The organism is Phenylobacterium deserti (genome assembly GCF_003254705.1).
GTDB classification, from domain to species: domain Bacteria; phylum Pseudomonadota; class Alphaproteobacteria; order Caulobacterales; family Caulobacteraceae; genus Phenylobacterium; species Phenylobacterium deserti.
Genome location: NZ_QFYR01000002.1, coordinates 149,431 through 174,378, shown reverse-complemented (window position 1 = coordinate 174,378; position 24,948 = coordinate 149,431). Strand labels below are relative to the sequence as shown.

Annotated in this window: 32 protein-coding genes and 2 tRNA genes; 9 read left to right on the top strand and 25 right to left on the bottom strand. The window is 72.6% G+C overall.

Features of this window, described 5'->3' with window-relative positions; genetic code table 11:
* Window positions 1-58: 58 nt before the first annotated feature.
* From DJ018_RS10530 to DJ018_RS10520, 3 genes are all read right to left on the bottom strand, one after another.
* A complete protein-coding gene (locus tag DJ018_RS10530) occupies window positions 59-523 on the bottom strand; it encodes a DUF4112 domain-containing protein (protein WP_111514916.1) in 465 nt (154 codons plus the stop codon).
* A gap of 35 nt (window positions 524-558) precedes the next feature.
* Entirely contained in the window at window positions 559-1,569 is a 1,011-nt protein-coding gene (locus DJ018_RS10525; protein ID WP_165842876.1) for a tyrosine-type recombinase/integrase, read from the bottom strand.
* Between the two features lie 83 nt (window positions 1,570-1,652).
* Window positions 1,653-2,651: a tyrosine-type recombinase/integrase gene (locus DJ018_RS10520; RefSeq protein WP_165842875.1), complete on the bottom strand. Its 999-nt coding sequence runs from the start codon at window positions 2,649-2,651 to the stop codon at window positions 1,653-1,655.
* Between the two features lie 646 nt (window positions 2,652-3,297).
* On the opposite strand from DJ018_RS10520, the gene DJ018_RS10515 reads away from it, so the two are divergent.
* From DJ018_RS10515 to DJ018_RS10500, 4 genes are all read left to right on the top strand, one after another.
* Window positions 3,298-3,486 carry a hypothetical protein gene (locus tag DJ018_RS10515; RefSeq protein ID WP_111514913.1) on the top strand — a complete coding sequence of 63 codons (189 nt, stop codon included), beginning with the start codon at window positions 3,298-3,300 and terminating at the stop codon, window positions 3,484-3,486.
* Between the two features lie 60 nt (window positions 3,487-3,546).
* Window positions 3,547-3,729 carry a hypothetical protein gene (locus DJ018_RS10510; RefSeq protein ID WP_111514912.1) on the top strand — a complete coding sequence of 61 codons (183 nt, stop codon included), beginning with the start codon at window positions 3,547-3,549 and terminating at the stop codon, window positions 3,727-3,729.
* Window positions 3,730-4,059: 330 nt separating this feature from the next.
* Window positions 4,060-4,626: an RNA polymerase sigma factor gene (locus tag DJ018_RS10505; protein WP_165842874.1), complete on the top strand. Its 567-nt coding sequence runs from the start codon at window positions 4,060-4,062 to the stop codon at window positions 4,624-4,626.
* A 5-nt stretch (window positions 4,627-4,631) separates the two neighbouring features.
* Window positions 4,632-5,648: a FecR family protein gene (locus DJ018_RS10500; RefSeq protein ID WP_111514910.1), complete on the top strand. Its 1,017-nt coding sequence runs from the start codon at window positions 4,632-4,634 to the stop codon at window positions 5,646-5,648.
* 300 nt (window positions 5,649-5,948) lie between these two features.
* Here the strand turns inward: DJ018_RS10500 and DJ018_RS10495 are convergent, their stop codons facing one another.
* The gene (locus DJ018_RS10495; RefSeq protein ID WP_111514909.1) at window positions 5,949-6,389 is read right to left on the bottom strand and encodes a thermonuclease family protein; all 441 of its coding nucleotides are present in this window, start codon (window positions 6,387-6,389) and stop codon (window positions 5,949-5,951) included.
* Between the two features lie 343 nt (window positions 6,390-6,732).
* Here DJ018_RS10495 and DJ018_RS10490 point away from each other — a divergent pair, with 343 nt between their 5' ends.
* Window positions 6,733-7,116: a helix-turn-helix domain-containing protein gene (locus tag DJ018_RS10490; RefSeq protein WP_111514908.1), complete on the top strand. Its 384-nt coding sequence runs from the start codon at window positions 6,733-6,735 to the stop codon at window positions 7,114-7,116.
* Window positions 7,117-7,176: 60 nt separating this feature from the next.
* On the opposite strand, the gene DJ018_RS10485 is transcribed toward DJ018_RS10490, so the two are convergent.
* The 6 genes from DJ018_RS10485 to DJ018_RS19175 form a co-directional block, all read right to left on the bottom strand.
* On the bottom strand, window positions 7,177-8,112 hold the full coding sequence (locus DJ018_RS10485; RefSeq protein ID WP_111514907.1) for a DUF2493 domain-containing protein: 936 nt from the start codon (window positions 8,110-8,112) through the stop codon (window positions 7,177-7,179).
* A 125-nt stretch (window positions 8,113-8,237) separates the two neighbouring features.
* The gene (locus tag DJ018_RS10480) at window positions 8,238-8,777 is read right to left on the bottom strand and encodes a GcrA family cell cycle regulator (protein ID WP_111514906.1); all 540 of its coding nucleotides are present in this window, start codon (window positions 8,775-8,777) and stop codon (window positions 8,238-8,240) included.
* A 102-nt stretch (window positions 8,778-8,879) separates the two neighbouring features.
* Complete coding sequence (locus tag DJ018_RS10475) at window positions 8,880-10,988, bottom strand: ParB/RepB/Spo0J family partition protein (protein ID WP_133254265.1); 2,109 nt, start codon at window positions 10,986-10,988, stop codon at window positions 8,880-8,882.
* A gap of 2 nt (window positions 10,989-10,990) precedes the next feature.
* Window positions 10,991-11,950 (bottom strand): DUF7146 domain-containing protein, encoded by a 960-nt coding sequence (locus DJ018_RS10470; RefSeq protein WP_111514904.1) that lies wholly within the window; start codon window positions 11,948-11,950, stop codon window positions 10,991-10,993.
* Window positions 11,947-12,630 (bottom strand): JAB domain-containing protein, encoded by a 684-nt coding sequence (locus DJ018_RS10465; protein ID WP_165842873.1) that lies wholly within the window; start codon window positions 12,628-12,630, stop codon window positions 11,947-11,949. The genes DJ018_RS10470 and DJ018_RS10465 overlap by 4 nt, the downstream gene beginning before the upstream one ends.
* A 154-nt stretch (window positions 12,631-12,784) precedes the next feature.
* A complete protein-coding gene (locus DJ018_RS19175; protein ID WP_165842872.1) occupies window positions 12,785-12,940 on the bottom strand; it encodes a hypothetical protein in 156 nt (51 codons plus the stop codon).
* 466 nt (window positions 12,941-13,406) lie between these two features.
* Between DJ018_RS19175 and DJ018_RS10455 the strand changes: the two genes are divergently transcribed.
* On the top strand, window positions 13,407-14,024 hold the full coding sequence (locus DJ018_RS10455; protein ID WP_111514901.1) for a retropepsin-like aspartic protease: 618 nt from the start codon (window positions 13,407-13,409) through the stop codon (window positions 14,022-14,024).
* Between the two features lie 565 nt (window positions 14,025-14,589).
* On the opposite strand, the gene DJ018_RS19170 is transcribed toward DJ018_RS10455, so the two are convergent.
* Window positions 14,590-14,760, bottom strand: coding sequence for a hypothetical protein (locus DJ018_RS19170; protein WP_165842871.1), 171 nt, complete (start codon window positions 14,758-14,760; stop codon window positions 14,590-14,592).
* On the opposite strand from DJ018_RS19170, the gene DJ018_RS10450 reads away from it, so the two are divergent.
* Window positions 14,759-15,130 (top strand): tRNA-binding protein, encoded by a 372-nt coding sequence (locus DJ018_RS10450; protein WP_111514900.1) that lies wholly within the window; start codon window positions 14,759-14,761, stop codon window positions 15,128-15,130. The two genes, DJ018_RS19170 and DJ018_RS10450, sit on opposite strands and share 2 nt — an antisense overlap.
* Before the next feature lie 52 nt (window positions 15,131-15,182).
* Here DJ018_RS10450 and DJ018_RS10445 read toward each other — a convergent pair whose 3' ends face one another.
* Together DJ018_RS10445 and DJ018_RS10440 are read right to left on the bottom strand one after the other, a co-directional pair.
* A complete protein-coding gene (locus DJ018_RS10445; RefSeq protein ID WP_205853748.1) occupies window positions 15,183-15,875 on the bottom strand; it encodes an RES family NAD+ phosphorylase in 693 nt (230 codons plus the stop codon).
* A 2-nt stretch (window positions 15,876-15,877) separates the two neighbouring features.
* A complete protein-coding gene (locus DJ018_RS10440) occupies window positions 15,878-16,276 on the bottom strand; it encodes an MbcA/ParS/Xre antitoxin family protein (protein ID WP_111514899.1) in 399 nt (132 codons plus the stop codon).
* 158 nt (window positions 16,277-16,434) lie between these two features.
* Between DJ018_RS10440 and DJ018_RS10435 the strand changes: the two genes are divergently transcribed.
* Complete coding sequence (locus DJ018_RS10435; protein ID WP_111514898.1) at window positions 16,435-16,785, top strand: hypothetical protein; 351 nt, start codon at window positions 16,435-16,437, stop codon at window positions 16,783-16,785.
* Window positions 16,754-17,956: a tyrosine-type recombinase/integrase gene (locus tag DJ018_RS10430; protein ID WP_111514897.1), complete on the top strand. Its 1,203-nt coding sequence runs from the start codon at window positions 16,754-16,756 to the stop codon at window positions 17,954-17,956. Before DJ018_RS10435 ends, DJ018_RS10430 begins: the two co-directional genes overlap by 32 nt.
* 11 nt (window positions 17,957-17,967) lie before the next feature.
* Here the strand turns inward: DJ018_RS10430 and DJ018_RS10425 are convergent.
* The 12 genes from DJ018_RS10425 to DJ018_RS10370 all read right to left on the bottom strand — a co-directional run bounded on the left by DJ018_RS10425 (window position 17,968) and on the right by DJ018_RS10370 (window position 24,784).
* Window positions 17,968-18,044, bottom strand: a tRNA-His gene (locus DJ018_RS10425).
* A 146-nt stretch (window positions 18,045-18,190) separates the two neighbouring features.
* Entirely contained in the window at window positions 18,191-18,919 is a 729-nt protein-coding gene (locus DJ018_RS10420) for an energy transducer TonB (RefSeq protein WP_111514896.1), read from the bottom strand.
* An 11-nt stretch (window positions 18,920-18,930) separates the two neighbouring features.
* Window positions 18,931-19,368: an ExbD/TolR family protein gene (locus DJ018_RS10415; protein WP_111514895.1), complete on the bottom strand. Its 438-nt coding sequence runs from the start codon at window positions 19,366-19,368 to the stop codon at window positions 18,931-18,933.
* A 5-nt stretch (window positions 19,369-19,373) separates the two neighbouring features.
* On the bottom strand, window positions 19,374-20,273 hold the full coding sequence (gene exbB / locus DJ018_RS10410) for a tonB-system energizer ExbB (RefSeq protein ID WP_111514894.1): 900 nt from the start codon (window positions 20,271-20,273) through the stop codon (window positions 19,374-19,376).
* Between the two features lie 549 nt (window positions 20,274-20,822).
* Window positions 20,823-20,898 (bottom strand) — tRNA-Phe (locus tag DJ018_RS10405).
* A 65-nt stretch (window positions 20,899-20,963) separates the two neighbouring features.
* Window positions 20,964-21,134 (bottom strand): DNA gyrase inhibitor YacG, encoded by a 171-nt coding sequence (locus DJ018_RS10400; protein ID WP_111514893.1) that lies wholly within the window; start codon window positions 21,132-21,134, stop codon window positions 20,964-20,966.
* Window positions 21,131-22,168, bottom strand: a complete 1,038-nt coding sequence (locus tag DJ018_RS10395) for a ribonuclease E/G (protein WP_111514892.1) — start codon at window positions 22,166-22,168, stop codon at window positions 21,131-21,133. The genes DJ018_RS10400 and DJ018_RS10395 overlap by 4 nt, the downstream gene beginning before the upstream one ends.
* Window positions 22,165-22,752, bottom strand: a complete 588-nt coding sequence (locus DJ018_RS10390) for a Maf family protein (protein WP_111514891.1) — start codon at window positions 22,750-22,752, stop codon at window positions 22,165-22,167. Before DJ018_RS10390 ends, DJ018_RS10395 begins: the two co-directional genes overlap by 4 nt.
* A gap of 12 nt (window positions 22,753-22,764) precedes the next feature.
* Window positions 22,765-22,983 (bottom strand): translation initiation factor IF-1, encoded by a 219-nt coding sequence (infA, locus tag DJ018_RS10385; RefSeq protein ID WP_111458197.1) that lies wholly within the window; start codon window positions 22,981-22,983, stop codon window positions 22,765-22,767.
* A gap of 110 nt (window positions 22,984-23,093) precedes the next feature.
* Window positions 23,094-23,570, bottom strand: coding sequence for an arsenate-mycothiol transferase ArsC (locus tag DJ018_RS10380; RefSeq protein WP_111514890.1), 477 nt, complete (start codon window positions 23,568-23,570; stop codon window positions 23,094-23,096).
* The gene (locus tag DJ018_RS10375; protein ID WP_111514889.1) at window positions 23,570-24,046 is read right to left on the bottom strand and encodes a UPF0262 family protein; all 477 of its coding nucleotides are present in this window, start codon (window positions 24,044-24,046) and stop codon (window positions 23,570-23,572) included. Before DJ018_RS10375 ends, DJ018_RS10380 begins: the two co-directional genes overlap by 1 nt.
* A gap of 138 nt (window positions 24,047-24,184) precedes the next feature.
* Window positions 24,185-24,784: an SH3 domain-containing protein gene (locus tag DJ018_RS10370; RefSeq protein ID WP_111514888.1), complete on the bottom strand. Its 600-nt coding sequence runs from the start codon at window positions 24,782-24,784 to the stop codon at window positions 24,185-24,187.
* Window positions 24,785-24,948: the final 164 nt, after the last annotated feature.

Genomic DNA, 24,948 nt, shown 5'->3' with positions numbered 1-24,948 from the left:
CGGACGCAGGTCGAACGTCATGGAGCTCCATCAAAAGGCGTGGGGGTGCCCAGCGCAACTACTTCGCCCGCCAGCTTCCCTCGGGCAGGTCGACGGTCTGCGGCCCAGAAGCTCGTCGCCCCCGCCCGAACCAGCTCCTGGCCCGCCCCCAGTCCTCCGGAAGCTCGCTCTTCCCGTGCCGCTTCTCGATATCGCGCTGCAGGGCTCTCGCCGCCATGAGGTGGCCAGGGAACAGGGTGTCGATCGCCCAGCCGAGGATCGGCACGCTTGAGGCGCCGGTATCGGCCAGCAGGTAGCCCGCCATCCGCGCCAGGGTCGCCGGCTTGGCGCCCGCCTGCACGGCCTCATAGAGCAGCAGACCCGCCGCACCGGCGCTGTACAGCGTCCCAGCGCCCGGAGCCCAGGCGATCACCCCGTCCACCCCGAGCCGCAAGGGGCCGAGCTTCACGAGCCCATCCGAGAGCCGCTTGATCCGTTCGGCCTGCCGCCAGGCCCGATGGGCGCGTTCACGATCCTGATCCATGAGCTCACAACGTGCGCCCCGCGCCCCGGTTCTGGTCAGCCGTCGGTGCGCGGTCCCTCCCGCGGGTTCCACTGCTCGGCCGAGCGCCACAGGCGCTTCTCCTCCACGCCGCCGCCGGTCCCCTCCCCTTGGTCCGCCCAGACGTTCACCGGCGCACACTGGACGTAGTGCGCCACCGTGCTCAGGTGCCGCCAACGGCCGGCCCGCATGATCTCGATCAGCGATCGCCCGGCCGCCGCCAGGTCCTGGGCGGCGCCGATGCGGAAGGAGTGGGCGTTCAGCCGCCGGGCGATATCGGGCGGGATCTTCGCCCGGCGGACCGCCAGGGCCAGCACCTGGTTCACCAGCCGCGGGTCCGCATGGCCCGGCAGCGGCCGCCCTCGCCAGATGGCCCGCAGCAGGGGGCCCCGCTCGATCTTCGCCGCCTTCAACCAGGCCTGCACGGCCGCCGTGGTCTCGCGCGACAGGTAGGCCGCGTAGCGCTGGCCGAAGGGATCGTTCTTGGCCCGCCGCACGAGGATCTTGCCCGTGCCGTCCGGCAGCGGCTCGAAATCCTCCACCTCCAGTCGGATCAGCTCGCTTCGCCGCAACAGACCGTCATAGGCCAGCCGCAGCAGGGCGCGGTTGCGCATGCCATGCAGATCGTTGGCCCAGGTGGCGACCAGCTGGTCGCGCATCGCGGCGGTGAGGCCATAGGCCTGCTGCGCCGGCCGGCCGTGCTCGCGCCGGCCGCGCCGGAAGGCCAGCTGCACCGGCAGGCTGTAGCTGACGTCCGGCTCACCGGCGAGCCGGTGCACCGCCCGGATCGAGCGCAGGTACTGCACCACCGTGTTGCGGGCGCAGCTGGGGAACAGGTGCGACACGAACCCCGCCACGGCGTCGGCCTCGGCCGGGAGCGGCGAGAACCCCGCCCCGGCGCACCAGCGCTCGAAGCGCTCGAAGCAGCGGGCATAGGCCAGGATCGTGTTGGGTGCGTAGGCGCCCTGCATCCGGGCCAGCGCCAGCGCCCACGGCGGCCACGGGTCGTCCCCGAAATGCCGCGCCATCCATCCCCCGTCCATCCGTCACCCCCTGCTCACCACAGCCGCGAGCCGCAGCACCCCGACACCGCCACACCCGCCGCGCCCGCTCAGCGCGCGACCGGGTGGCGCTCGGCCTCGTCATCTGCCTCCCCGTCGGACGCCGCCTTGACGACCTCGACCTGTCCCGCCGCCCAGGGGTTCACCGGCGCGTGGCGCACATAGCGGGCGACGGTATCCGCATGGGTCCACCGGCCCGCCCGCATCACCTCCAGCAGGGTCCGGCCGCCCATCACCAGGTCATGCGCGGCGCCCACCCGGAAGGAGTGGCCGGACAGCCGGACGGAGCCGGCCGGCTGCAGCCCCGCCGCCGCAGCCAGGGCCCGCAGCCGCTGGTTCAGCACCACCCCGTTCATCTGCCCGCTGCAGGCCACGCTGCGCCGGACCCGCCGCAGGATCGCCCCCTCCGTCACGCCGGCGGCCGCCAGCCAGGCGTCCACCGCCGCGAGCCCCGCCGGCGACAGGAACGCCTGGGCGCCCTTCCCCTCCGGATCGACCTTGGAGCGGCGCACCCGCAGGCGCGCCCCGCCGTCCGACAGCCGCTCGAGGTCCTCCAGCCGCAGCGCCATCAGCTCGCCGCGCCGGCACAGGGTGTCGTAGGCCATCCAGAACATCGCCCGGTCCCGCAGGCCCAGCAGGTCGTCGCCGCAGGCGGCCAGCAGCCGGTCGCGCACCATGGCGTCCGCCGGCGGCGCCTGCCGCGGCCGCGCCCCGTGGCGGCGCAGGCCGGCGCGGTAGGCCAGCCGAACCGTCTCGCTGCGCGTCGGCTCCGGGTGGCCGCCCAGCCGGTGCGCCCAGCGCAGGGCGACCAGGATCCGCGCGACGCTGCTGGCCACATACTCCGGGAAGAGCGCCGTCACATAGCCGGCCACCGTCTCGGCCTCCGCCGGCACGGCGGGCGCCAGGCCGCGGGCCGCGCACCAGACGTCGAAATTGGCCAGGTCGCGGGCGTATTCCCGAACCGTCTTGGGGGCGTAGGCGCCCTGCAGCGGCGCCAGCCTCACCCGCCAGCGGTCTTCCGCCTCCGCCCGCACCCCGAACGCCGCCATAGGATCCCTCCACGCCGATCCTCCGGAAGACGCAGCCGGGGCCGCTTCACCCTCACGACGTGTCCGACCAAGCGCACCACGCGGGGCGTTGCGGGGCCGCGCCCCGCTGGAAGGGGTCGCCCGAGACCTGCGGCTCGGGCGCAGGGGAAGGCCTTCCCCGCCTTCAAGCCTCCCACTTGCGGCGGCGACCAACCCCTGCGGCATTCACCGTTTCGGCGCCCGATGCCGGGCCACGCCGCCGCCCGCCTCGTGAAGCCCGCGCCACCCGTTCGCGCCGCCCGGTCCCGCCGGCGGCTGACCCACGCCGCGCACAGCCGCGCACCCTCCCACCGTTCTCGTCCTCGCGCCCAAACCGTCGCCCTTGGCCTGCATCCGCCAGGCGCCGCCCCACCGACGCCCCTGCCCCTTGCAGATCCGCGCGCCGCCGCGCGGCGCGCGTCCTCGTGCTTCCACCCGGCCGGCCGGCGGCTTACAACCGGGCTGTCGGGCGTCGGGAGATAGGGCGCCGGCCTGGAGCCGGGGGATGCGGGCGACCGCATCGGCAGCGGCCGGACCGCCCAAGCACCGAGCCTCCACAAGGGGTTTCCAACGCCCGACCCCTCTCCGGCCGCCGCCCAGCGGCCAACCGTCACCAGGGACCTGCCGCATGACCGATCGCTTCGTCCTTCGTCCCGCCCGCAGCGCCGAGCGCTTCAAGGTGGTGGATGTCTGGACCGGCGAGACGGCGGTGATCGCCATGGTTCCGCAGGACGACCTCGGCCGCGAGGACGCCGAGCACCTGGCCGAGCTGCTCAACCGCCGGGCCCGCGGCGGCGAGCGCCGCATCCTCGCCTGACGGCGGGCAGCAAGCTCCACCGTTGCCTCCGGTCCGGGACTCGGCGCAGCCTCCTCGTCCATGAACCCCCGCTTCGTGGTCCGCCCCAACATCGTGCCCGGCCGCTTCCGGGTGATCGACCGGCTCACCGGCGAAGCCGCCCTGCTCGGCCTCACGCCCCTGGCGCTGGCCGAAGCCGACGCCCGCGGCCTGGCCGAACGGCTCAACCAAACTCCCTGCGAACCGGCCCGTCTCCCGGCCTGACGGCCGCCACGCCGCGCCAGCGCCGCGAAGCGCGCCGCGACCTGCGCCCGCCCGCAGGGCGCCGAAGTCTCCGAGAGAGGCGTTTCCTTCGCTCACGGAGCGCAGTTCGCCGGCCGGCTTGTCACCGAATCACAAAGGCGCCACGCTTGAAGCGCCGGGGCCGCAGTCCCGGCGGGGCGTGGAAACCTCTTGTGCGCGAACCAACCCGAGGCGGGCCGCTCCTGACGTGAGCGCCGGCCGCGGCGGCCGGATTCGGCCGCCCGGGCGCTGACTCCACAGGCTGCGTTTCCGATCCGGCATCCGGCCGCCCCAACGCTTTGGGGACGACCCGTGAACGGCTCGGCGCACGCCAGACCCAAGATCCATCCCGCCGCGGCGGCTTCGGCCGCGGACGCGCGTGACGCGGCCGGTCCGGCGCATGCCGCGGCGCCCCCTGCAGCCGGCCTCGACCTCGAAGCGACGTTCCGGGAGCACGGCGGCTGGCTGCTGGACTTTCTGCGCCGCCGGTTCGGACCGCGCGAGGCGGAGGACCTGGCCCAGGAGACCTTCGCCCGCGCCGCCGGCGCCCAGCCGCAGCTGCGCCACCCGCGGGCCTTCCTCGCCCGAGTGGCGATCAACGCCGCCCGCGACGCGGCCCGCCGCCGTGCGGCGCGCCCGCAGTACGCGCCGGAGGACGCCGCTCCGGCGGCCGGCCTGCCGTCCCACCAGTCGGAGACGGTGCTGCTCAAGCAGGTGATCTTGTCCCTGCCGCCGCACCTGCGCGAGACCTTCGTGCTGAGCCGCTTCGGCGGCCTGACCTACGAGGAGATCGCCCAGCGCTGCGGCGTGTCGGTGAAGACCATCGAGGGCCGCATGACCAAGGCCCTGGCGCTCTGCGCGGCGGCGCTGCGGGACTGAGGGCGATGACACAGGATCACCGAAGGGCGCCGGCCCGCGCCCGCGACGAGGCTGCGCGCTGGTTCGCCCGGCTCAGCCGGGTGTCGGTCCGCACCGACGACCTCAAGGCCTTCCGCGCCTGGCGGCAGGCTCCGGAGAACGCCGCGGCCTACGCCGAGGTGGAGGCGGCCTGGACGCAAGCCGGCGCCTTGGCCGCCGACCCGGAGCTCGCCGCCGCCACGGCGGCGGCGTTCCAGCGCCGGCCGGCCGTCGCCGGGCGCCGACCACGCGCTCGCAGGCCAGGCGCCCTGCCGATCGCCGGGGCCGTGCTGGCGCTGGCGGTGGCCGCCGGCGGCCTGCTGGTGCTCCGCAGCCCCCAACAGCCCCGCTTCGAGACACGGGTGGGCGAGCAGCGCGTCGTGACCCTGCCGGACGGCTCGCGCCTGCGGCTCAACACTGACTCCGAGGTTCAGCTGGCCTTCACGGCCGGCGAGCGGCGGGTGCGGCTGCGGCGCGGCCAGGCCGTCTTCGAAGCCGCCAAGGACCCGTCCCGTCCCTTCGTGGTCGACGCCGGCCTCGCCGAGGTGCGGGCGCTCGGCACCCGCTTCGACGTGTGGCGGGCGCCGGGCAGTGTGCGTATCGCCCTGCTGGACGGCAAGGTCGAGGTCGCCCCGTCAGCGACGGACCCCGCCGCCCGGACGGCGGTGCTCGCCCCTGGCCAGCAGCTCACCGCCACGGCGAGCGGCCTGTCGGCCCCGGGCCCCGCCGATCCCGCGGTCGCCGGCTGGACCACCGGCCGCCTGACCTTCCGCAACACGCCTTTGTCGACAGCGGTCGCCGAGGTGAACCGCTACAGCTCCGGCAAGCTGACCCTCGCCGCGCCGAACCTGGCGCATCGGCCGGTGAGCGGGGTGTTCGACGCCGGCGACACGGACGCCTTCGTGTCGGCGGTGACGTCTCTCTACGACCTCGAGGCGGAACGCGCCGCAAACGGCGGCCGGCGGCTCAGGCCCGCGTCGGCGCACCCATCGACGCTGCCCTGACGATCGCGCTCTGGCGAAAGGGTGTCCGGCCGCCGCGTGCGTCTTACCCTTTGACGGCCGGAGCCCCGCCGCCCCTGCGGCGGACCCGCGGCGCCGTCGCCAGGAGGGGGATCCCGGTGTCCACGTCTCCAGCCGGGAGGTCCTGGTCCGCCTGGCCGGAACGCGGCGCAAAGCCCTCCGGCCGCGCACCTGCCCCGGTGCGCCCGGCGCCCGTCCGTGTCGGCCGTCACCGGCCCGGCGCGGGCGCCGGAGGCGCCGGCCCCCAAAGTCCGAAGCACGGGGACCGGCCCCCGAACCTGTTCAGCACCATTGCGCCTTGCGGCCGCGCCAGGTCTGGGCGAGGCCCTCGCGGGTCAGGCGCTGTCCGACATCCTCGCCGTCCACCTCCAGCCGGCGCAGCAGCCGCCCATAGCGGTCACGGTCCTCGCCGTCGCGCCGCAGCGTCACCGCCGCGCCGGCCGGCGCCAGATTCTCCAGGCGCGCCTTGGCTTCCAAAGCCAGCGCCGCTTCCCGCTCGCAGCTTGCCCGGGCGGGCATCTCCGGGGCGTCGATGTTCAGCAGGCGGACCCGTTCGCCGCCGACCAGCAGCAGGGTGTCGCCGTCGACCACCCGCGCGACGCGGGCGAGCTCTCCGCCGGCCGCGCCGACCGGCGTCGGATCGCCGGGCGCCTCGGTCTCCACGCCGGCGGCCCGCACGGCGTCGAGCACCTGCGGCCCCCACCAGCCGGCCGCCACGGTCATGACAAAGGCGCCAACGCAGGCCGCCGCAAGCCGCCATCCGGTGAGCGGTCGCCCGCCCCCGCGATGTCCTGGCGCGGACCTCGCCCCGCTCCGCCTGGAAACCGGGCGACGGCTCGGCCGCCGCCAGGGTGAGTTCCTGCCGCCCATGCCCTCTTCTAGCCCGTCGCACCGACCGAAGCGAAGGCCGCGCTTGCAAGGTCACGAGCACGAGACGCCGGTGAATGCCCCGGCTGCCGGCCCTGCGAGGCGGCTGCCGGCCGCCCTGGGCGCGTCAGAACACCAACTCGGGGCCGTGTCTGCGCGATCTTCCGGACCCAGGCGAAGCGGTGCAGTCTGCCCGGTCATGCCGACCCCTGCGCCGCCTCCGGAAGAAGCCCTCGTCGCGGCACTCGTCGCCGCACGTCGCCGGGCCCTGGGCCTGTCGCAGGGCGCGCTGGCCGAGCGGATCGGCGTCACCTGGTGGATGGTGCAGAAGTACGAGAACGGCGATGCGCGGATCTCCGTCGGCCGCCTGCTGCAGATCGCCGCCGCCCTGGACTGCAGCGCCGCCGAACTTCTGGCGCCCGTCGACCACCGGCCGGAGCGTCCGTCCGCCGAGGAGGCCCTGCTCCGCGCCCATGCCCTCGGCGCCGCGGAGCTGGTGGCGGCCTGGGGTCGCCTGACGCCGCTCAGCCAGCGCAGCCTGCTGCGCCTGCTCCACACCCTGAAGGGCTCGGCCGAAGCCTGATCTCACGGTCGGCGCGGCAGCAGGCGGCGCGCGTCAGGACCGCACGCCGCCCGTACCGGGTCAGGTGCGAGCCCGCACCGCCACGCAGCGCACCGCCCTGGCCTGGGCCAGCTCCATGAGGTTCAGCGCCGGGCCGAAGGGAGCAGCCGCCCGGACTGGATCCAGCGAACGGGCGAGCACCAGCACGCACACCGGCTCCAGCGCCATCAGGTCGTCGTTGGCCCGGAACGGCGCGGCGCGTCCGTGGCGGTCGAACTGCGGCCGGGCGAGCACGACCCGCACTCGCTTCTGCTGCGCCCAACGCAGCGCCAGCCGCTCGCCGCCGGGGGCGCCGGTCAGAGCCAGGGTCATCTCGGGCCATTCGCCCAGAGCCCAGTTGAGCGCATCGAAGATCCGCCGGGCGTCCTCAAGGCCGGTCGCCTGCGGGGCCGCCCGGAACGCCACCACCTGCCGTCCCGGGTCGGCTTCCGCCTGCCGCCGGGCCTGCAGCGCCCGAAGCGCCGCCTGGGCGTCGAGCTGCGCCGCCGTGACGGAGCCGGCCCGCGCCGATCCGCGCCAGGGGCTCCAGGTCTCGCCGGTGGCCTGGGCGTAGGCGTCCGCCGCCGCCTCGCGGACGGTTTCGATCGCCCGCACCGCGACGTCGGCCGCGTCGGCGCGGCGCTTGGCCTGCTGCAGCTCGTCGTCGGCGACCTCCGAGCCGTCGAAGTCGCGCAGCAGCCGGGCGAGGCTGTCGCGGGCGCGGTCGGCCTCGCGCTCCACGCGCTGGGCGCCGGCATGCAGGCCGCCGATGAAGGTCTCGCAGATGGGGGTGGCGAAGTCCTCCAGGGCCGTGCCCAGCAGGGTGTCGAGCAGCTCGCCCATGAGGGCGGCGCCCAGCTGGCCGAGCGCTTCGGCGGTCGGGTGCGGCCGTGGATCCTCCAGGGCGCTGCTCAGGGCGTCGAAGGCGTCCAGCGGCAGGTCGCCAGGGGTCAGCAAGGGGGTGGTGAGCGGGATCATGGCGGTCTCCTTCGGGTTGGCGAGCCGGAGCTCGCGCCCTTTCCCGCCGGGGCGGGGACGGCCGGTCAGGGGCGCCAGAGCGCGCCCCGCGCGTCCCTTGACCGGCCGTCCCCGGCCTGGCCCCTTCAGGCGCCCGCTCCGGCCGGCCGACCCGCCGGAGGCGCCTTGCCGCGGCCGCGGAACGCCCGCGCCGCATGGCTGGCGCAGTAGGGCCCGCCGACGCAGGGGCGCCCGCAGAAGCCGAAGTCCGGCGCCCTGGGATCGCCGATCGGCCAGCGGCACTGGCGGGGCGTGAGGGCTGCGAGGTCCCAGGCGAGCGGCGGGAGTTCGACCTCGAGTTCCGCAGCCTTGCTTCGGACGCCGGCCGCCTTGACCGGCCTGGCTCTCGCGGACGATCCCGCCGCTGCGACGGGCCGAGACTTGGACGGCGTGCGAGGCCGGTGACTGCGCCTTGTCGGCGCGACCGCGCCGGCGGCCCGCGCGTGGGCGCCGTGCTGCGACAGGCCCAGCCGGTGCACCTTGCCGATCACGGCGTTGCGGGTGACGCCGAGCCGGGCGGCCGCCTGGCTGGCGCTGACGCCGTCCCGCCAGAGCTGCTCCAGCCGCGCGACGCGTTCGGGGGTCCAGCCGCCGGAGCCCGGCGGGTCTTGAGGATGGGGTGACATGACAGGTCTCCGCCCGGCCAACCCGGGCGCCCCGCTCCGCCCTTCCTCCGCTCCACGACCCAGCAGACGAAAGGGCCTCCGCACGGCGGAGGCCCCCGATCGTCAGGCCGCGAGCGCCGCCGCGTCCGCGCCCTCCCCAGCCGGCTCCGCCGGGTCCGCTGCGTCACCTGCTTCGACCTCCGCCGCCCCGTTGGGCAGGTCCGCCCCAAGCGGCGCCATATCCTGGGCCGCGGTCGCCTCGTCGGGGCTCGCTGGATCGGGCTCGGAGCCTGCCGGGTCATGCCGCGTCGCTTCCGGCGAGGACGCCTCAAGGGTTGAAGTCCAGGTCAGCTCCGGAGGGACCCACCCCTGGGCGGCCGCCAGAGACGCGACGCGCGCCACCAGCTCGTCCTTCTTCAGCCCGCAGGCCTTGGGATCCGTGTCGCCGAGCCCCTGGAGCATGGCCGCCAGTTCGGCCTTTCCGTGCAGGCGGAGGTAGGCCGGGTCCGGCGTCCAGCCGCCGAAGCGGGCTCCGCACAGGCCGGCGATCTCCGCCGCCTCGGCGCGGGCGGCTCTGCGGACGGCGTCCGTGCGGGGCTCCCGCAGGTCCAGGCAGACGGCGACCAGCTCGGCGAGCATCGCCAGCTGTTCGCTGGCGCCCAGCCCCGCGGTCCAGGCGATGGGCGTCAGGCCGGAGGCCTCCAGCGCCTCCCGCCGCGCGACCAGCCGCCGCCTCAGGTCAGCGTCCAGGCCGGCGATCGGCGGACGAGCGCCGACGTAGGCCTCGGCCCGCACCGTCAGGGCGGTCGCGTCCCGCCCGACCCGCGCGGCGGTGAGCAGCCGCAGAAGGTGCGCGGTGAGCACGGTGAGGGCGGCGGCCGGATCGTTGGCCAGGGCGCAGGCGAGCGCCCGGGTGGCGAGGTCCGTTCGGGCGTCGTGCAGCGCATGGCCGGCGCCCAGCGGACCGGGCGGCGGCTGCGGCGGCGCCCGGGTTCCAGCTGCAAGGGACGCCGGGGCCTCGGCGTCCTCCGAGGCGGGCGCATCAGCGGATGGGTCGTCGGCCGCCAGGTCCGGGGCGACCTCCGTCGGGATCGGCGCCGGCCGCCAGAAGAAGCTGACGTCAAGGCCGGTCGCCCCGTTGGGCGCCAGCCGCGCGGCGGCCACCTCGCCGTCGGTCACCTTGGCGCGGGCCACCGCCAGCTGGGCCGCCAGATGCTCGGCCAGGGCTTGGTCGGACGCGGCCGCGCCGCCCGCGATTTCCAGCGCAGCCTCGGCGGCCTCCGCCCGGCCGCGCGCCGCCTCGAACACCGCCCGCTGCGCCTCCGGCAGCCCGCCCACGTGGACATAGGGCAGGTGCAGGAGGCCCTCCGGCGCCCGGTAGCCGCCCTCGTCTCCGAGCTGCACCGCCAGGCCTTCCGCCTCCAGGCCGGCCGCTAGGGCTTCGGCCCGCTCCCGCCACAGGCGCGCCAGCAGGTCGGGGTCCAGCAGGGCGTCGGGCAGTTCGCCGAACAGGTCGGCCTCGATGCGGCCGCCCGCCGCCTGGTAGGCCGCAAGTCCGACCAGCGGAACCCGCGTGTCGTCGGCGGTCACTCGCCCGCCCTGCACCTGGGCCTGCAGCTGGTAGTCATGCAGGACGCCGTCCAGCGCCGCCTGTGCGAAGCCTTCCTGCCGGTCCTTGTCCTTCAGACGGGCCAGCATCCGGACCTGCCGCACCGTCAGCCGATCCTGCCGGTAAGCCTCGAGCACCCGCGGGTGCACCCCTGCCAGGGCGGCCAGGCGCTTGATCTCCAGCTCTTCGTAGCCGAGGGCGGCGGCGATCTGGCCGGTCGCCATGTGGGCGCGCCGGAGCTTGCCGATGGCGGCGATGACGTCCGCCGGGTGCACCGGCGCATGCTCGCGGTTCGGGATCACCGCGGCCGCCGCCTGCGCCGCCCGTCCCTCCACCAGCAGGCACTCGACCGGCGCGTCGGGCGCGATGGCGCCGGCCTCCACCAGGGACAGGAGGGCCAGGCGCCGCCGCCGGCCGTCCAGCACCTGGAAGGGCTCGGCCTCACGCCGTCGGCCGCGGCGCACCACCAGCGGATAGATCAGGCCGGCGGCGCGGACGGTGTCGGCCAGCCGCGGGATGTCCGCGTCCGCGGCTTCCTCGGCGCGCAGGTTCTCCGGGGCGACGCCGAGGTCCTTGAGCGGCACGGTCAGCCGGCGCCCGGCCGGGATCTGGGAAGCGGTCATGGTCAGGGTCTCCGAGCCGGCGGTCCGGACCACCCGTCCGTCCGGCTCGCCCCTCCCCGCCCCCGCTCCACCTCCCCGGCCCCGGCGGCCGCCGCCTCGTTCCAGTCCCCGAACGGCGCCGGCGGCAGGCGGACCCGGGCGCGCCAGCCGTCCGCCCGCAGCGCCCGGACCAGGCCCGCGGCCGCCTGCTCGCCGGCCGCGCCGCGATCGGCCGCCACCAGCACCGCCTGCACGCCCGGCGGCGGGCGCCAGCCCGGCAGCCGCGGCGCGGAGAGCAGCGCCCAGGCCGGCAGGCCGAAATGCTGGCCCGCCGACAGGGCCGAGAACACCCCCTCGGCGACCAGCAGAGTCGGACCGGGCGGGTCGAGGCGGACCGCCGCCCCCGTCGGCAGCACGCCCACCGTCTTGCGGGCGAGCGGCAGCGCGGCGCGCGACCCGTCAGCGGCCAGATAGGTGATCTCTACGGCGCAGGTGGAGCCGTCCGGCGCCTGAACCCGCGCCAGCAGCGCCGGCCGCCGCCGGCCGCGTCCGGCGTAGACCGCCGCCGGGACCGCCGGGTGGAAGCGCAGGGCGGCCGACCGGGTCCGAACCGACCGGTGCGCCAGGTGCCGGGACGCCAGGCCCTGCAACGCGCCGCCCTCGGACCAGAGCTGCTCGGCCGTGCGCCGCCGCCCCGCCGGCGAGAGCATGGCCGGCGGGAGCATCGTCGCGGCGCCGGTCGGGCTGACGCCCGCCAGCCGTCCGTCGGCATCCACCAGGCCGCGGGCCTGCAGGTCCCGCAGCACGTCTCGCCAGTCCGCCCGCCCAAAGCTGTGGATCACCACGCGCCCGCCCTCCAGCAGGAGCGAGACCGACCGATCCCGCGCGCCGTGCCCCGGGGCGGGCACATTGGCCCGCAGCCCTCCGGCCCACAGGTCCCCGCCGAGCGCGCGGACGATGGGCTCCAGCGAGGCGACGCTCACAGCAGCCCTCGGGCGCGAAGGCTGACCACCCGCCCGTCGGCGACCAGCAGGTGGTCGTGCACGGCGATGCGCAGCACGGCCCCGGCGTCCACCAGAGAGCGGGTGTCGGCGACCATCTCCGACGTGGGCTCGACCTGCCCCGCCGGGCGGTTCTGGACGAGGATCAGGGCGGCCGCGTCGAGCTCCAGCGCCCGGCGCAGGATCTCGCGCGGATAGACCGGCGCATGGTCCACCGATCCGCAGGTCAGGCGCTCGTCGCGGACAAGGCGATTGCGGGCGTCGAGGAACAAGGCCCGGCATTGCTGCCGCGTCTCAGCCGCCAGCACCGCACGGACATAGTCCTGCAGCACGGCGCCCGAGGACAGCACCGGACGGGCGCGAAGCTCCGCCTCGTGGCTCTTGCGGAAGAGCTCGCGCCAGACGGCGATCTCCAGCGCCGCGGGCGCCGGCGCGACCTCGGCCAGCCGCGACGGCGGCGCGCCGAGCGCCTCCGGCAGGGATCCGAACCGCTGCAGCAGGGCCGCCGCCAGCGGGCCGGCCTGGACGCCGGTCGCCCGCCGCAGGGCCAGGGCCAGGCATTCGCGCGCGTCCAGCGCTTCGGGCCCGGCGGCCTGCGCCCGCCGGCGGATGTCGGCGAGCGCTTCGCCTTCCCGCAAGGGATTCCGATATGCGGCGCCCATGGCGCCCTCCTTCAGGTTTCCGACCCCACGCCGGGGCCGTCCGCCTGAGCCCTTCCTCCGCCTCCCATCCTGCTGGCCGGCTCCGCGGCCCATCTGCGGGAACGCCGCGGCGGCCGCCGAACGGCTGCGCCACGGCGATCGTGCGCCGCGCGCGTCAGGTCAGCAGCCATCCCGCCACCGTCACGGCGGCCAGCAGCACCAGGATCGCGGGGATGGCGAGCACCGCCCAACCGGTGGCCTGGGCTTCAAACCAGGCTCCGATTTTGAGAGAAAGGGCGGCCGGCGCCCGGCGGGAACGCGAATGGGTCATGCGCTCAGACTAGAACATAAAGGGTACAGCGCCAAAGATTTTCTGTAGGTTTTATACAGTCGCTCGATCGCTTGCGCTCTGAGCGACTCGCTTGTCACGGACGATCGCCGGCCTCCGCGGCGAGACAAGCCTCCATCGACTGAAGCCGAACGCCCCCTTGCCGCTGGACGGCGCGGCGGTCCGTTCGCCGCGGATCTCATGCGTGTCCCGGCCTATCTCACGGGCGCCGCCGCTAGCCGGCCGCGTCGCCGGGTCTTGCCGATCCGCCGGGTCGGCGGCCGGACGGGTCAGGCCGAGGCGGTGGATCATCCAGGGCATGCTCAGCCTCTGGACGAAGATCGAGAACGCCACGACGGCGGAGGCGACGACGCGCCTGCGGCGCGCCGGATAGCCGGCTCGAGGCTGCGATGCGACGGGCGATCGCCAACAGGCGGAACCCCGCCGTCCGGCGCGGATTGCGCGGAGCATGAGCCGACGCACACCCCTGATCCTCGCCCTGTTCGGCGTGCTCGCCGCCGGGTGCGACAGCCTGTCCCCACCCGCGCCGGCCTCAAGCGTCGAGTACCGCCCGGAGCAGGCCGGCACGGTGGACCACGCCCTGTGCCTGCTCGGCTTCAGCGCCGTGCCGCTGAGCCGGCTGGTCAGCGGGCACCAGACCGTGGAGGGACAGATCAACGGCAAGCCGGCCACCTTCGTGCTGGACACGGGGGCGAACGTCAGCGTCGTCCACGCCGGCTACGCCGAGATGTTCGGCCTCTCGCCGCAGCGCGGAGTCGCGGGCGCGGCCATGGGGCTCGGCGGCGGCCTGCAGGCCTCCAGGTCGGCGATCGACGCACTGCAGGTCGGCGCCGTGAGCATCCGCCAGGAGCACCTGATGCTGGCCGACCTTTCCCAGCTGACGACCGTGCTCGGCCGCCTGTCCGCCACGCCCATCCACGGCATCATCGGCCAGGACGTGATGCGCCGGCAGCGTGCAGTGATCGATGTGGCGCGCCCGATGCTCTACCTCCAGCCGGCGGCGGCCGAACCGGCGCCTGTCGCGGCGGAGCGCTGCACCGGCGCGGACGGCGCAGCCGCCGGCTGAACGCGGCCTTACGCAAGCCCCTGGCGGACCGGCGTTCCCCCTGCCCGCCGTCCCTCCCGGACGGACCTGCGCTGCCCGGGCCGGCTCAGGGCTCGTCGGCGGCCGAGGGGTCAAGGGCGGCGGACACCGGGGTGGTTCGCGGCATCGCCAGGTAGCCTTGCTGCCGTTCCGCTGGCGCCGGCGGGGGCGCCCGCAGCCGCCGCATTCTTCCCGCTCGGGAAGTTTCTGATGCAAGCGCCCGTCCAGGCAGTTCGATCTTCCCGCTCGGGAAGCTGGGAGGCGCGGTGCGCGGGCCGCCGCGGCGGCGCGTCACGAGCCTCTCCGCCTCAGGGGTACGGGACGTCCGCCGGCCCGGATCGCCGCTCCCGCAAGATCCGGTCCCACTGCTGCTCCCATCCTGGGACGATGGGGATGTAGAGCAGCGCGCCGCCCGCGAGCCTGTAGAGGTCGACGCGCGTACCGGAAGGCCTGCGCGCAGTGCAGAGGAAGAGATCGGTCTGCATGAGGACCAGCTGCCCGTGGGATCCCGATCAACCTTTCCCGCCGGCCGCCGTTTCGACGGCCATCAAATGCGATCCTCGCCGCGCCAGGTGCGGGGCGACTGCGGAAGGCGCGCCTCGACCTGGGGAAACGGGGGCGGTCCGGACCGAAGCCGATGCGCCAGCCGCCAGGCCTGCCCCGCCGCGAAGCCCCGCGCCTCTAGGCTCGAGCGGCCTGCGGCGGTACTCACGGCCATGCACCTGGTTCACGATCCCGCCGCGCCCGCCGCCGAGCCCATCAGCTTCGCCGACTTCCTGAAGGTGGATGTGCGCGCCGGCACGATCCGCGAGGCTGCCCGCTTCCCGCAGGCGCGCAACCCGTCTTACATCCTGATGATCGACTTCGGACCGACCCTCGGCGTGCGGAAGTCCGCGGCCCAGATCACCGAGCGCTACAGCCCCGAGGACCTCGTGGGCCGCCGCGTGCTCGCCGTTGTGAACTTCCCGCCCCGCCAGCTCGGACCCATCCGCTCGGAAGTGCTTGTCCTCGGACTGGCCGACGCGCAGGGCGCCATCGTGCTCGCCGCGCCGGAGCGCGAGGTGCCGAACGGGGCCCGGCTGGCCTGAGCGCGGCCCCTCCGCCGCAGCGGTCGGGGTCGCACCATGAGGTCAGGCGAGCTCAGACCGGGATCCAGCGCTCGGCGGCGTAGTCGAAGTAGCGGTCCACCCGCTCGCCGTTCCAGCGATACTGCAGGTGGCGCTCCTGGCGGGGAACGCCTACCGCGCGGGGGGTGAAGGCCGCCACGCACCGGCCGCCCGCCCGGCGCACGCTGGGATAGACGAGGCCCAGCGCGCCGGCGTCGCGGACCTCGGCGGCGTAGGCGCGCGAGGCGGCGTAGCTCTCGGGATCCAGCACCGCGGACCGCCGCGGCTCGGCCAGGGCGTCCACGTCCTCGAGCACCGCGTCCACCGTCCCCACCAGCACCCGCATGTCCTCCGTGCGGACCGGATCGCCCGCGTCCCGCGCGAAGCGCTCGAAGTGGTGGAGGGTCTCGGCGATCGCGGTCTCCAGCTCCCGGGCGGCGTAGTAGACGCCGAAGCGTCCGTCGCTGAAGCGCGAGCCCCTGGGGTTCACATGGGTGAAGGAGGCCATCACCCAGCTGGCGCCGGGCCCCGCTATGCGGTCCTCGGGCGCCACCAGTCGGATGTCGCCTGCCTCGTCCCGCACCCGCGGATTTGTCAGCTGCTCCAGGGCGATCAGCGCCTCCCAGACCCGCGGGTCGGGAGAGGCCCGCTCGAAGAGGTCGATGGGCGGATATCGCGAGGCGATGATGCGCCAGGCCTGCGACCACTTCACGCGCCGCTCGGCCACGTCTAGCTCCAGGGCGCGCGGGCGCTGTCGAGGTAGGCGCGCACGGCGGCCAGGTCCGTCACGTCGCCGGCCAGCATCCGCTCGAGCGGGGTCTGGCCGCCGAAGCCCGCGTTCGGCCGGCTGATCCAGGAGTCGGCCAGCGCCGGATCGGAATAGACGATCTGCAGCGCCTTCCAGATGCCAGCGATGTAGCCGATGCGGCGCAGGGTGTCGGCCGGGACCCGCACCCCATTGCCCGCCTTCCAGGCATAGAAGGTGCGCTCGGCCGGGGATCCCAGGAGCACGCGGGCCTGGTCGGCGGACACCCGCCACTTGGCCAGGATCGCGAACGCCCCTTCCAGCGCCTTGCCGGAGTCCACCTCTTTGAGGTCGGTGCGGGGCTGTTCCTGAGCGGCGAGCATGGCGGTTCTCACTTTTGCAGTAAGTAGTGCATGAACTGCAAATCCGCAACCTGGTTGCTGGCGCCGAAGCGGGATCGGCTCCCGGACGGGTAGGCCTACGGCTTGGCGGCGGCAGGGCGCCTGTGCCCTGCTTGCGTCTAGGAGGCCGATGTCCGGACATGCCCCGCTCCCCCTGCCCCGACTGGCCCGCGCTGATGGACCTCGCCACGGCGGCCGCCTACCTGACGCTGGGCCCCGGCACGGCGGCCAGCCTGCTGCGGCGGGAGAACGTGGCCCCGATCGTGGTCGCCGCCCGCCTGAAGCGCTGGCGCCGCGAGGACCTCGACGCCCTGGTGCAGCGGCTGGCCGGCCAGGGGATCGCCGGCGAAGGGGCTTGCCAGGCCATGCTGGAAGGATTCGACTGGGCCCTGGCCGCCGTGGAGCGCCGGGCCCGCAGCCCTCGTTCCGAGCGGGGCGGCTCCGGTCCGCGGAGGCCCGATGAAGTACGTCAACCGCGTCCAGCGCCCTGACGGCACGGTCCAGCTCTACCTGCGCAAGCGGGGCCTGCCGTCGGTGCGGCTGCCCGACGGCCTCGGCGAAGCGGCGCTGGCCCGTCACGTGGCCGCCCTCGTCGCCGATCTCGCGCCCGACGCCGCCGCCCCGCCCAGCACCTTCTCAGGCGCCCTGCGCGCCTATGAGCTCACCAGCCCCGACTTCCGCATCCTGGCCGCCTCCACCAAGTACGAGTACCGGCTGATCCTCAAGGAGTTCGAGGACGACCTCGGCCGGCTGGCGGTCTCGGCCTTCACCCCGGCGTTCGTCGACCGGCTCAAGGGCGCCTGGGCCCGCCGCGGCCACCGCGCCGCCAACATCCGCCTGCAGGTGCTCAAGAACGTCCTCAAGCCGCAGCTTGTGGCCGGTCGGCTGGCCAAGGATCCCTTCCCGCTGGTCGGACAGGTGCGCCGGCCGCGCGAGCTGAAGGAGCCGCACCTGATCTGGTCCGACGCGGTGTTCGCGAAGGTCATGGAGGCGGCGCTCGCGGCGGAGAAGTTCGGCCTGGCGCGGGCGCTGGCGGTGGGCCGCTACGTGGGCGCCCGCCGCGGCGACCTGGTGGCCATCCCCCGCACAGCGCGCGAGGCCGGCCGGGTCCGCTTCATGTCCGGCAAGCGCCGGATCCGCGTCGACGTACCGGAGGATCCGCGGCTGACGGCCTGGCTGGGGCGCACGCCGGAAAGCCCGCCGGACCGTCCCCGCCGGGGACGCAAGGCCCGGCCCGGCGAGCCGAGACTGGCGACGACCACCCTGGTCTACAACGTGGCCGGCCGGCCGTACACCGAGGACGGCCTGGCCCTGGAGCTGCGCAAGCTGGTCGCCCGCCTCCATCAGAACGGGGCCATCGACAGCGGCGACTACGACCTGCACGGCCTGCGCCACACCCGCGGGGTGGAGCTGGCGCTGGCCGGCTGCAGCGACGCCGAGGGCGCGGCCATGATGGGGCACGGCAGCGCCTCGAGCTTCGCCCAGTACCGGCGCCAGGCCGACCGCATCCGCCTGGCCGACGCGGCCGAGGCGAGGCTCGCCGCCCGCCGCGGGGCCGCCCCTGAACAGGCCGCGAACGAAAAGTGCAACGAGGCCTGCAACCAGAGTGCAACGGAGCCCCTGGAAACAAAAAAGGACCGAGGAAATTCCTCAGTCCTTTGAATGCTTTGCGATGGTACCGCCCTCCCGGATCGAACGGGAGACCTCCAGAGCCACAATCTGGCGCTCTAACCAACTGAGCTAGGGCGGCACGTCGCGAGGGCCGGTTTGTAGTCGCGCTGCGCTTCCTGATCAAGCGCCGGAGCGGCTAGAGCAGCACGATTGCGCAAAGAAAAAGCCCCGAGGCGAGGCCTCGGGGCTGATCCTGGTTGTCCCCGCCTCAGGTGGCGGCGACGATCACTTCGGCAGAACCCACCGGAGCGGAATGCGGACCGTGCCGCCTTCCACGGGGGCGCCATCCTTGGTCATCGGACGCATCCGGAAGAGCTTGGCCGCGCGGAGCGTGGCTTCGCCGAAGTCTTGGTTCGGCGGGTCTTCCGAAACCACGGAGCAGTTCTCGAGCGTACCGCGAGCGGTCACCGAGCAGCTGATCGTGGCGCGGCCTTCGACACCCATCCGCTGAGCGCGTTCCGGATAGTACCGGGCGAGCTCTTCCGCGTTCGGGCGACGCGACCAATCCGGGTTCGTGAGAACCGACGGACGGGGCTGCGGCGCTTCGGCCGGCGGAGCCGGCACTGGGGCCGGCGGACGCGGGTCCTCGATCCGTTGCGGAACCGGCGGAACCGGCAGCGGCGGGATCTGGGGCACGCTCGGAACGGCGACCGGCGGACGCGGCTGCAGCGATGGCGGCGGCGGCGGCGGCGGCGTGTTCGGAGGCGGCGGCGGCGGGGGCGGCGGCGGCGGCGGAGGCGGAGCCGGTTTAATGATCTCCACGTCCGTCACGTCATCGACGTATTCCTTGAACTGCGGCTCGAAACGGCTCTTCCAAAGGTAGAGCGCGAGCAGAGCGTGCAGCAGGAGCACGATGATCAAGCCGATGGTGAAGCCTTTGTTCTTCTTCGGCTTCGGCTCGTCGAACGGGTTGTAGACCGGCGAGGCGGTGTCTTGCTGCGATACTTCAGCCATGAGTCACCGCCCTACGTGTTTCGATCTTCACCGACCAGGGCCACGCTGTAGAACCCATTGTCCTGCAGCATGTTCATCACGCCCATGAAGTCGCCGTATTCGACGTCTCGGTCGGCGCGGATGAAGATCCGTTCCCTGGTCGGGTTCCGCTTTTCACCCAGGCTCCGGCGAAGGTCGTCCCCAAGGCTGGGAAGGTCCGTCTCGTTGTCCTGGATGAACAGGCGCCCGTTCGTCTGCAAAGAGATGTAGACGGGTTTAGGTGGGTTGACCCCTGGCTTCGCGACGGCCGGTGGAAGGGTCACTTCCACCGTCACCGCGGCCATCGGCGCAGCCACCATGAAGATGATCAGCAGCACCAGCATCACGTCCACGAAGGGTGTAACGTTGATGTCAGCGTTCTGATCAGTCTCGTAGCGGCTGCCCCCAGAGCCTGACATTTTGGCTCCCATGTGGCTTAGGCTCCTTTGTCGAGCTGCCGGGAGATCGCGTTCATCAGTTCAGCCACAAAACCTTCAGTGCGGGCGCCGTAGGCGGAAATCCGCGTCTGGAAGTAGTTGTAGAAGATAACCGACGGGATGGCGGCGAAGAGACCCAGGCCGGTGGCCAGAAGCGCTTCGGCGATACCCGGGGCGACGACGGCCAGGTTGGTGGTGTTGGTGTTCGCGATGCCGATGAACGAGTTCATGATCCCGTAGACGGTGCCGAACAGACCGATGAACGGACCGTTGGAGCCGACGGAGGCCAGGAACTGCATGCCGCTCGACAGGCGACGGCCCAGCTGGGCTTGCACCGCGCCGACCGCGGCTTGAGCGCGGGCCAGGGTGGTGTCGCGGTGTTCGCCGGCCACTTGCAGGCCAGCTTGACGGGACAGCTCAACTTCGGCGGCGGCCGCGGCGGCCATGTCGGCCAGCGGGTTGCCTTGGAAGTCTTCCGATTGGGAGATACGGCCCATGTCGGTGATCGAGCGCGCGCCGCGGAAGGCTTCGAGGAAGTTGTCCGAGGTGCGGTTCAGGCCGCGGAACTCGATCATCTTGGTGACCAGCAGGGTCCAAGAGAAGATCGAGGCCAGCACGAGGCCGATCATGATGGTCTTAACGACCGGGTCGGCGTCCATGAACATGGTGCCGACGCCGAGCTTGCCGCTGTGTTCCATTTGCGGGGGCGCGCCAGCCTCTTCGCCAGCCGGAGCCGGAGCGGGGGTGGCGGCCGGAGCGGCGGCGGCGTCGCCAGCCGGAGCAGCGGCGGCCGGAGCGGCCGGAGCGGCGGCGTCCTGAGCGAACGCCGGCGCGCTCGCCATCAGCGCCACGGCGCCGAGGAGAGCGATGAAAGGGGTCTTCCGTTTGTTGTCGAGCATCTGTCGCCAGTTCCTGGTTGGTCTAGCACGATTGGCCGGAGGGTCGTCGCGCGAGAGCGTCTCCACCCTAGTTGAAACAAGCCCGCCGCCCACCCAGATTATTATCCGGAGCAGATGACAGACCGCTGTCGCTGCGCCCGACCCGTAACGCGTACTCCACAACACGTGGAAGGGCGTTTCGAAGGCGCGAGGCGACCCCGTGTCCCCGAAGGAACTCGAAGTCTTACCGCAATGTTAGACTTGCGGCCTCGGGTCTTTGGCAACCTCATATCAAAGCGTCAAGGGGTCAGAGCACCCGCCCTGCCTAGGAAAACAGCGACGCACAGCAGCTCTGCTGCGACGCACAATTGTTGTGCGAAGGATAAGCCTAGAGAATTCCACTAGTCCGGGAATTTCGATGCTGCGGCGCAGCAATTTCGGCGGAACCGCGGTTTCGAAAACTGCCTCCAGCGTAGCCAGCCGCCGGTGCAAATGGTCAGACAGCGGGCGATCGCGGGCGCGATCGGCAGACACCCTGTGAGGGTATAACCTTCGACATTAGGAAGGAAGTGGTGCCTGGGGGCGGATTCGAACCACCGACACGCGGATTTTCAATCCGCTGCTCTACCAACTGAGCTACCCAGGCAAGGGCCGCCGACGCGGGAGCCGGCTCTATAAGGGAGCCGATTCAGGAAGTCCAGCGGCCGCGCGCTAGTCTTCAACAGGTTCTTCGCCAGGCCCGTCGCCGCCTTCTACCGCAGGGACGGCATAGGCGCCGGAGAGCCAGCGCTGAAGATCGACGTCGGCGCACCGGCGCGAACAAAACGGGCGGTACGCCGTCGCCGTGGGTTTGCTGCAGATCGGGCACCCAGACTGGCTCATATCGCTCGCACCTCGACGAACTCTCGGGCTGCAGTCGGCTCGCTGACGATGTTGAAGCGTGCGCCCAGACGCTCACCGAGCTTCCGCACGAGAGGCGAAGCCTCGATCGCCACCTCCGGAGCACAGCGCCCCTCCAGGCGAGCGCCCGGGTTCGAAGCGCCTTCCGTCTCCAGGAGCCGGACCAAGCGTTGAGCCACGGTGCGTGGCGTCAGGGCGCCGCTCTCGGTGCACAAGCGCTCGGCTAACGGCTGCACCCGCCGCGGCAATGACAGCTCCATGGTGCCGAATCGTCCCACGGCCCCAATGGCGACCCCGGGGTTATCCGGGCCAAAGGCGGTGCGAGCCGCGGCAAGCAGCGCATTGCCGTCGTGCCCACGCCCAACCAGATCGAGAACCACAATGCCGCCCAGACCCTTCAGGCGCAGCAGACGAGCGGCCGTGGCCAGCGCGGCGAGATTCGCTTGGCGCGCCACCCTCTTGGCGTCCGCGCCCTTGCGCTCACCTAGGTCCACGTCGATTGCGGTGAGCGCACGGGTCGGCTCGATAGCAAGCACGCCGCCGCCGGGCAGAGGATGGAGAACTTCGAGCACCTCGGCCTCCGCCTCGTCGGCGACCTCGCGCGCCAAGCGACCGTCTTCGATGTCGCCGTCACGCACGTACGACCGCAAGGCCTCTTCCAGGGTGGGCGGCGGCGCCAGCAGGCGGGGCTCCCCTTCCCCAGGCCCAACCAGCCGGGCGATCGGCAGCTTCCCGCGTCGGGCCTCAGCGCGGATCTCCACCTCCACCGACGCGCCACGGATTGGCCGCTGGTCAGGGCGGAAGGGCAGAATCGCTTCCGCGCCGCCAAGGTCGAGGAAGGCCGTGGCCAAGGCCGATTCGACGCTCGCCACGCGTGCAACGAGGCGTGCGCCCAGGGAGGTCCTCGGGTCGTCCCCGTCGCGGCGGATCAGCAGCCGCTCCGGGCGATCGTCGATAGTCACCACGCCTCGGGTTTCGCCTACGCTGCGGTCGAGGAATGCGCGGCGCTCGCTCATGATCGACGATACCCCAGACCGTCGAGCAAGGCGGCCGTCTCATAGAGCGGCAGGCCGACCACGCTCGGATAGGACCCCTGCAGGGTAGTGACAAAAGCGCCGGCTCGCCCCTGCACGCCATAGCCGCCGGCCTTCCCCAGGCCTTCGCCGCACGCCAAATAGAGTTCGACGTCCGTGCGGCTCAGCCGCTTGAACCGCACGCGGGTTTCCACCAGTCGGTGCGCGGAGCGACCGCCCGGTGCGATCACGCAAACGCCGGTCAGCACGCGATGGCTCCGTCCGGACAGCAACTCGAGGCAGCGCCGCACCTCAGCTTCCGTTTCCGCCTTCGGCAGGATGCGACGGCCCAGCGCCACAACCGTGTCGGCCGCCAGGACGAACGCCGCCGGCTCCTGCGCCGCCACGCGCTCTCCTTTGGCCACGGCGAGGCGGTTTGCCAGCTGGCGGGGTGTCTCTGAAGGATGGGGTGTTTCGTCGACCTCGGCCGCGCTTACGGCGTCGGGCTCAAGCCCGATCTGACGGAGGAGGTCGAGCCGTCTGGGGCTGGCGGAGGCCAGGACCAGGCGCTGCGGCTCATTCTGCAATGGAAATACGATCTAGCGGACGCGGAAGGTGATGCGACCTTTGGTGAGGTCGTACGGGGTCATCTCGACGAGCACCTTGTCGCCAGCCGACACGCGGATGCGGTTCTTTCGCATCTTCCCAGCCGTGTGCGCGATGATCTCGTGATCGTTCTCGAGTTTCACGCGGAAGGTCGCGTTGGGCAGGACTTCACTCACCGTTCCCGGAAACTCCAGCAGCTCTTCTTTCGCCATGCAGGCTCCAACGGGGCATCATAAAAGGACGGCCCGCGCCCTGATCACAGGCTGCGAGCCGGTACCACTCCCCCATATAACGCAGGTGGCAGGTCGAGGTCGATGCCGCCTCAGCCGCCGAACCGTTTCGCGATGCGCGCGGCCAAGGCGTCCCGCACCTCCCGGTAAGCGGCGATCCGAGCTTCACGAGCCCCTTCGACGAGAGTGGGGTCGAAGGTCGGCCAGTATTCGATCTCGGTGGCCCGCCCGCGGGACAGCTCGACTGCTGTGTGCTGAGCCTCGGGTGTCAACGAGATCACAAGGTCGAACGAGTCGTCATTGAGCTCGCCGAAGGTCTTGGGTCGGTGGCGCGAAAGATCGCAGCCGAGCTCGCCCATGACCGCTTCAGCGAACGGATCTACCCCCTCCCCTTCCACCGCCCGCTGGTCCGCTGACGAGGGCTTCAGCCCGCAGCTGTCCACGAACACTTGATCGCCCACCAGCCGCTTGAGCAAGGCCTCAGCCATCGGCGATCGGACCCTATTGAAGTTGCAGGCGAACAGAACGGCGGAAGGGCGCGTGGGCGCTTGTTCGTCCGACAACGGCATCACCCTCGCCAATGGAGGGAACAGATGAGGGTGAACAGCCGCCGCGCGGTGTCGAGGTTCGTCTCGATCTTCCCGGCCAGCCGGGTCCGCAGCAACTCGGACGCTTCATTGTGCAAGCCGCGCCGCCCCATATCCAGGGCCTCGATCTGGGCGGGAGTCGAGTTGCGGATGGCCTGATAATAGCTCTCGCAGATCAGGAAGTAGTCCTTGATGAGGCTGCGAAACGGCGAGAGCGAAAGTATGTGCCGACGCTCGTACCCCGGCCCGCGCACATCCAGCACCAGACGATTTTCCACCAGCCCCATCTTGAGGTCGTAGGGTCCCGTCTCCGCGCCTTCCGGCACAAACAGGTTCTCCTCAAGGAGATCGAAGATGGCGATCTGCCGCTCCTGCTCCTGATCGCGCGACGCCGCCGCGAGGGTGTCCTCGTCGAGCTCGACGCTCTGCAGGCGGTGCTTTGCGGACGTGGTGGCCATGGGTTCCGTGGAGGCGACCCATTCGCTTTAGGCCAAACCGGCCAGTGTCGTCATCCGATGCACGACAACGGCCGCAAGCAAAAACGCGAAAAGACCCCCGGTGCGATCGCACCGGGGGCCACAAGCCTTGCGTTGAGCTTAACGATAGGACGCGTAACGGGCGCCCACCGGCCGGACGTAATCGGCGTGCACATAGCCCACGCCCACGCCGCCTTGCCCCACGAGGATCCAGTTGGTCCCCGGAACCTCGGCCAGGGCTTCAAAGCGCTCGCCCGAGCGCAGCTGGCCGACCCGACCGCCCCGCGTGCTCGGAGCCGAGCGCAGGTTCACGGTGCTGGTCGCAACCAGCGTCTGGTCAATCCGGCGGTAGCTGGCCGGCGAGATGTCGGAAGACAGCCGGTAACCGCCGCGCGTGTAGGTCGAGCTGTAGCTCCGGCGGGCATCGTTGTGCTGCATCTGGCAGCCCACAGCCGAGCCAGCAGCCGCGCCGACCGCCGCGCCGACAACAGTCCCGGTCGTCCGGTTGCGGCCCGAAACGCTGTTGCCGAGCAGACCGCCCGCTAGGGCGCCGATCAGCGCGCCGCGCTCCTGCTTCACGCCTTCCGCGCCGCAGCCGGTCACACCCGGGACCAGGCTCTGCGCCGAGGCCGTCGTCGCCCCGCCCGCCACCAGCGCACCGGCCAGCATGGCGGCCGCCGCGGCGCCGTTGATCGTCTTGCTGAACTTCGACGTCTTCATCTTCGCTCTCCGTCCATTGCGTGTCTGAGAGGCCCAACAGGACCTCGATGAGGCGCAATCTAGAACCGGCATCCTGAACGGCCTTTGGGCCGGTTTGACAGGAACTGTTCAGCTTCGTGGACGCGCCTTGAAGGCGTTCAAACGAAGACGGCAGCAGAACGATC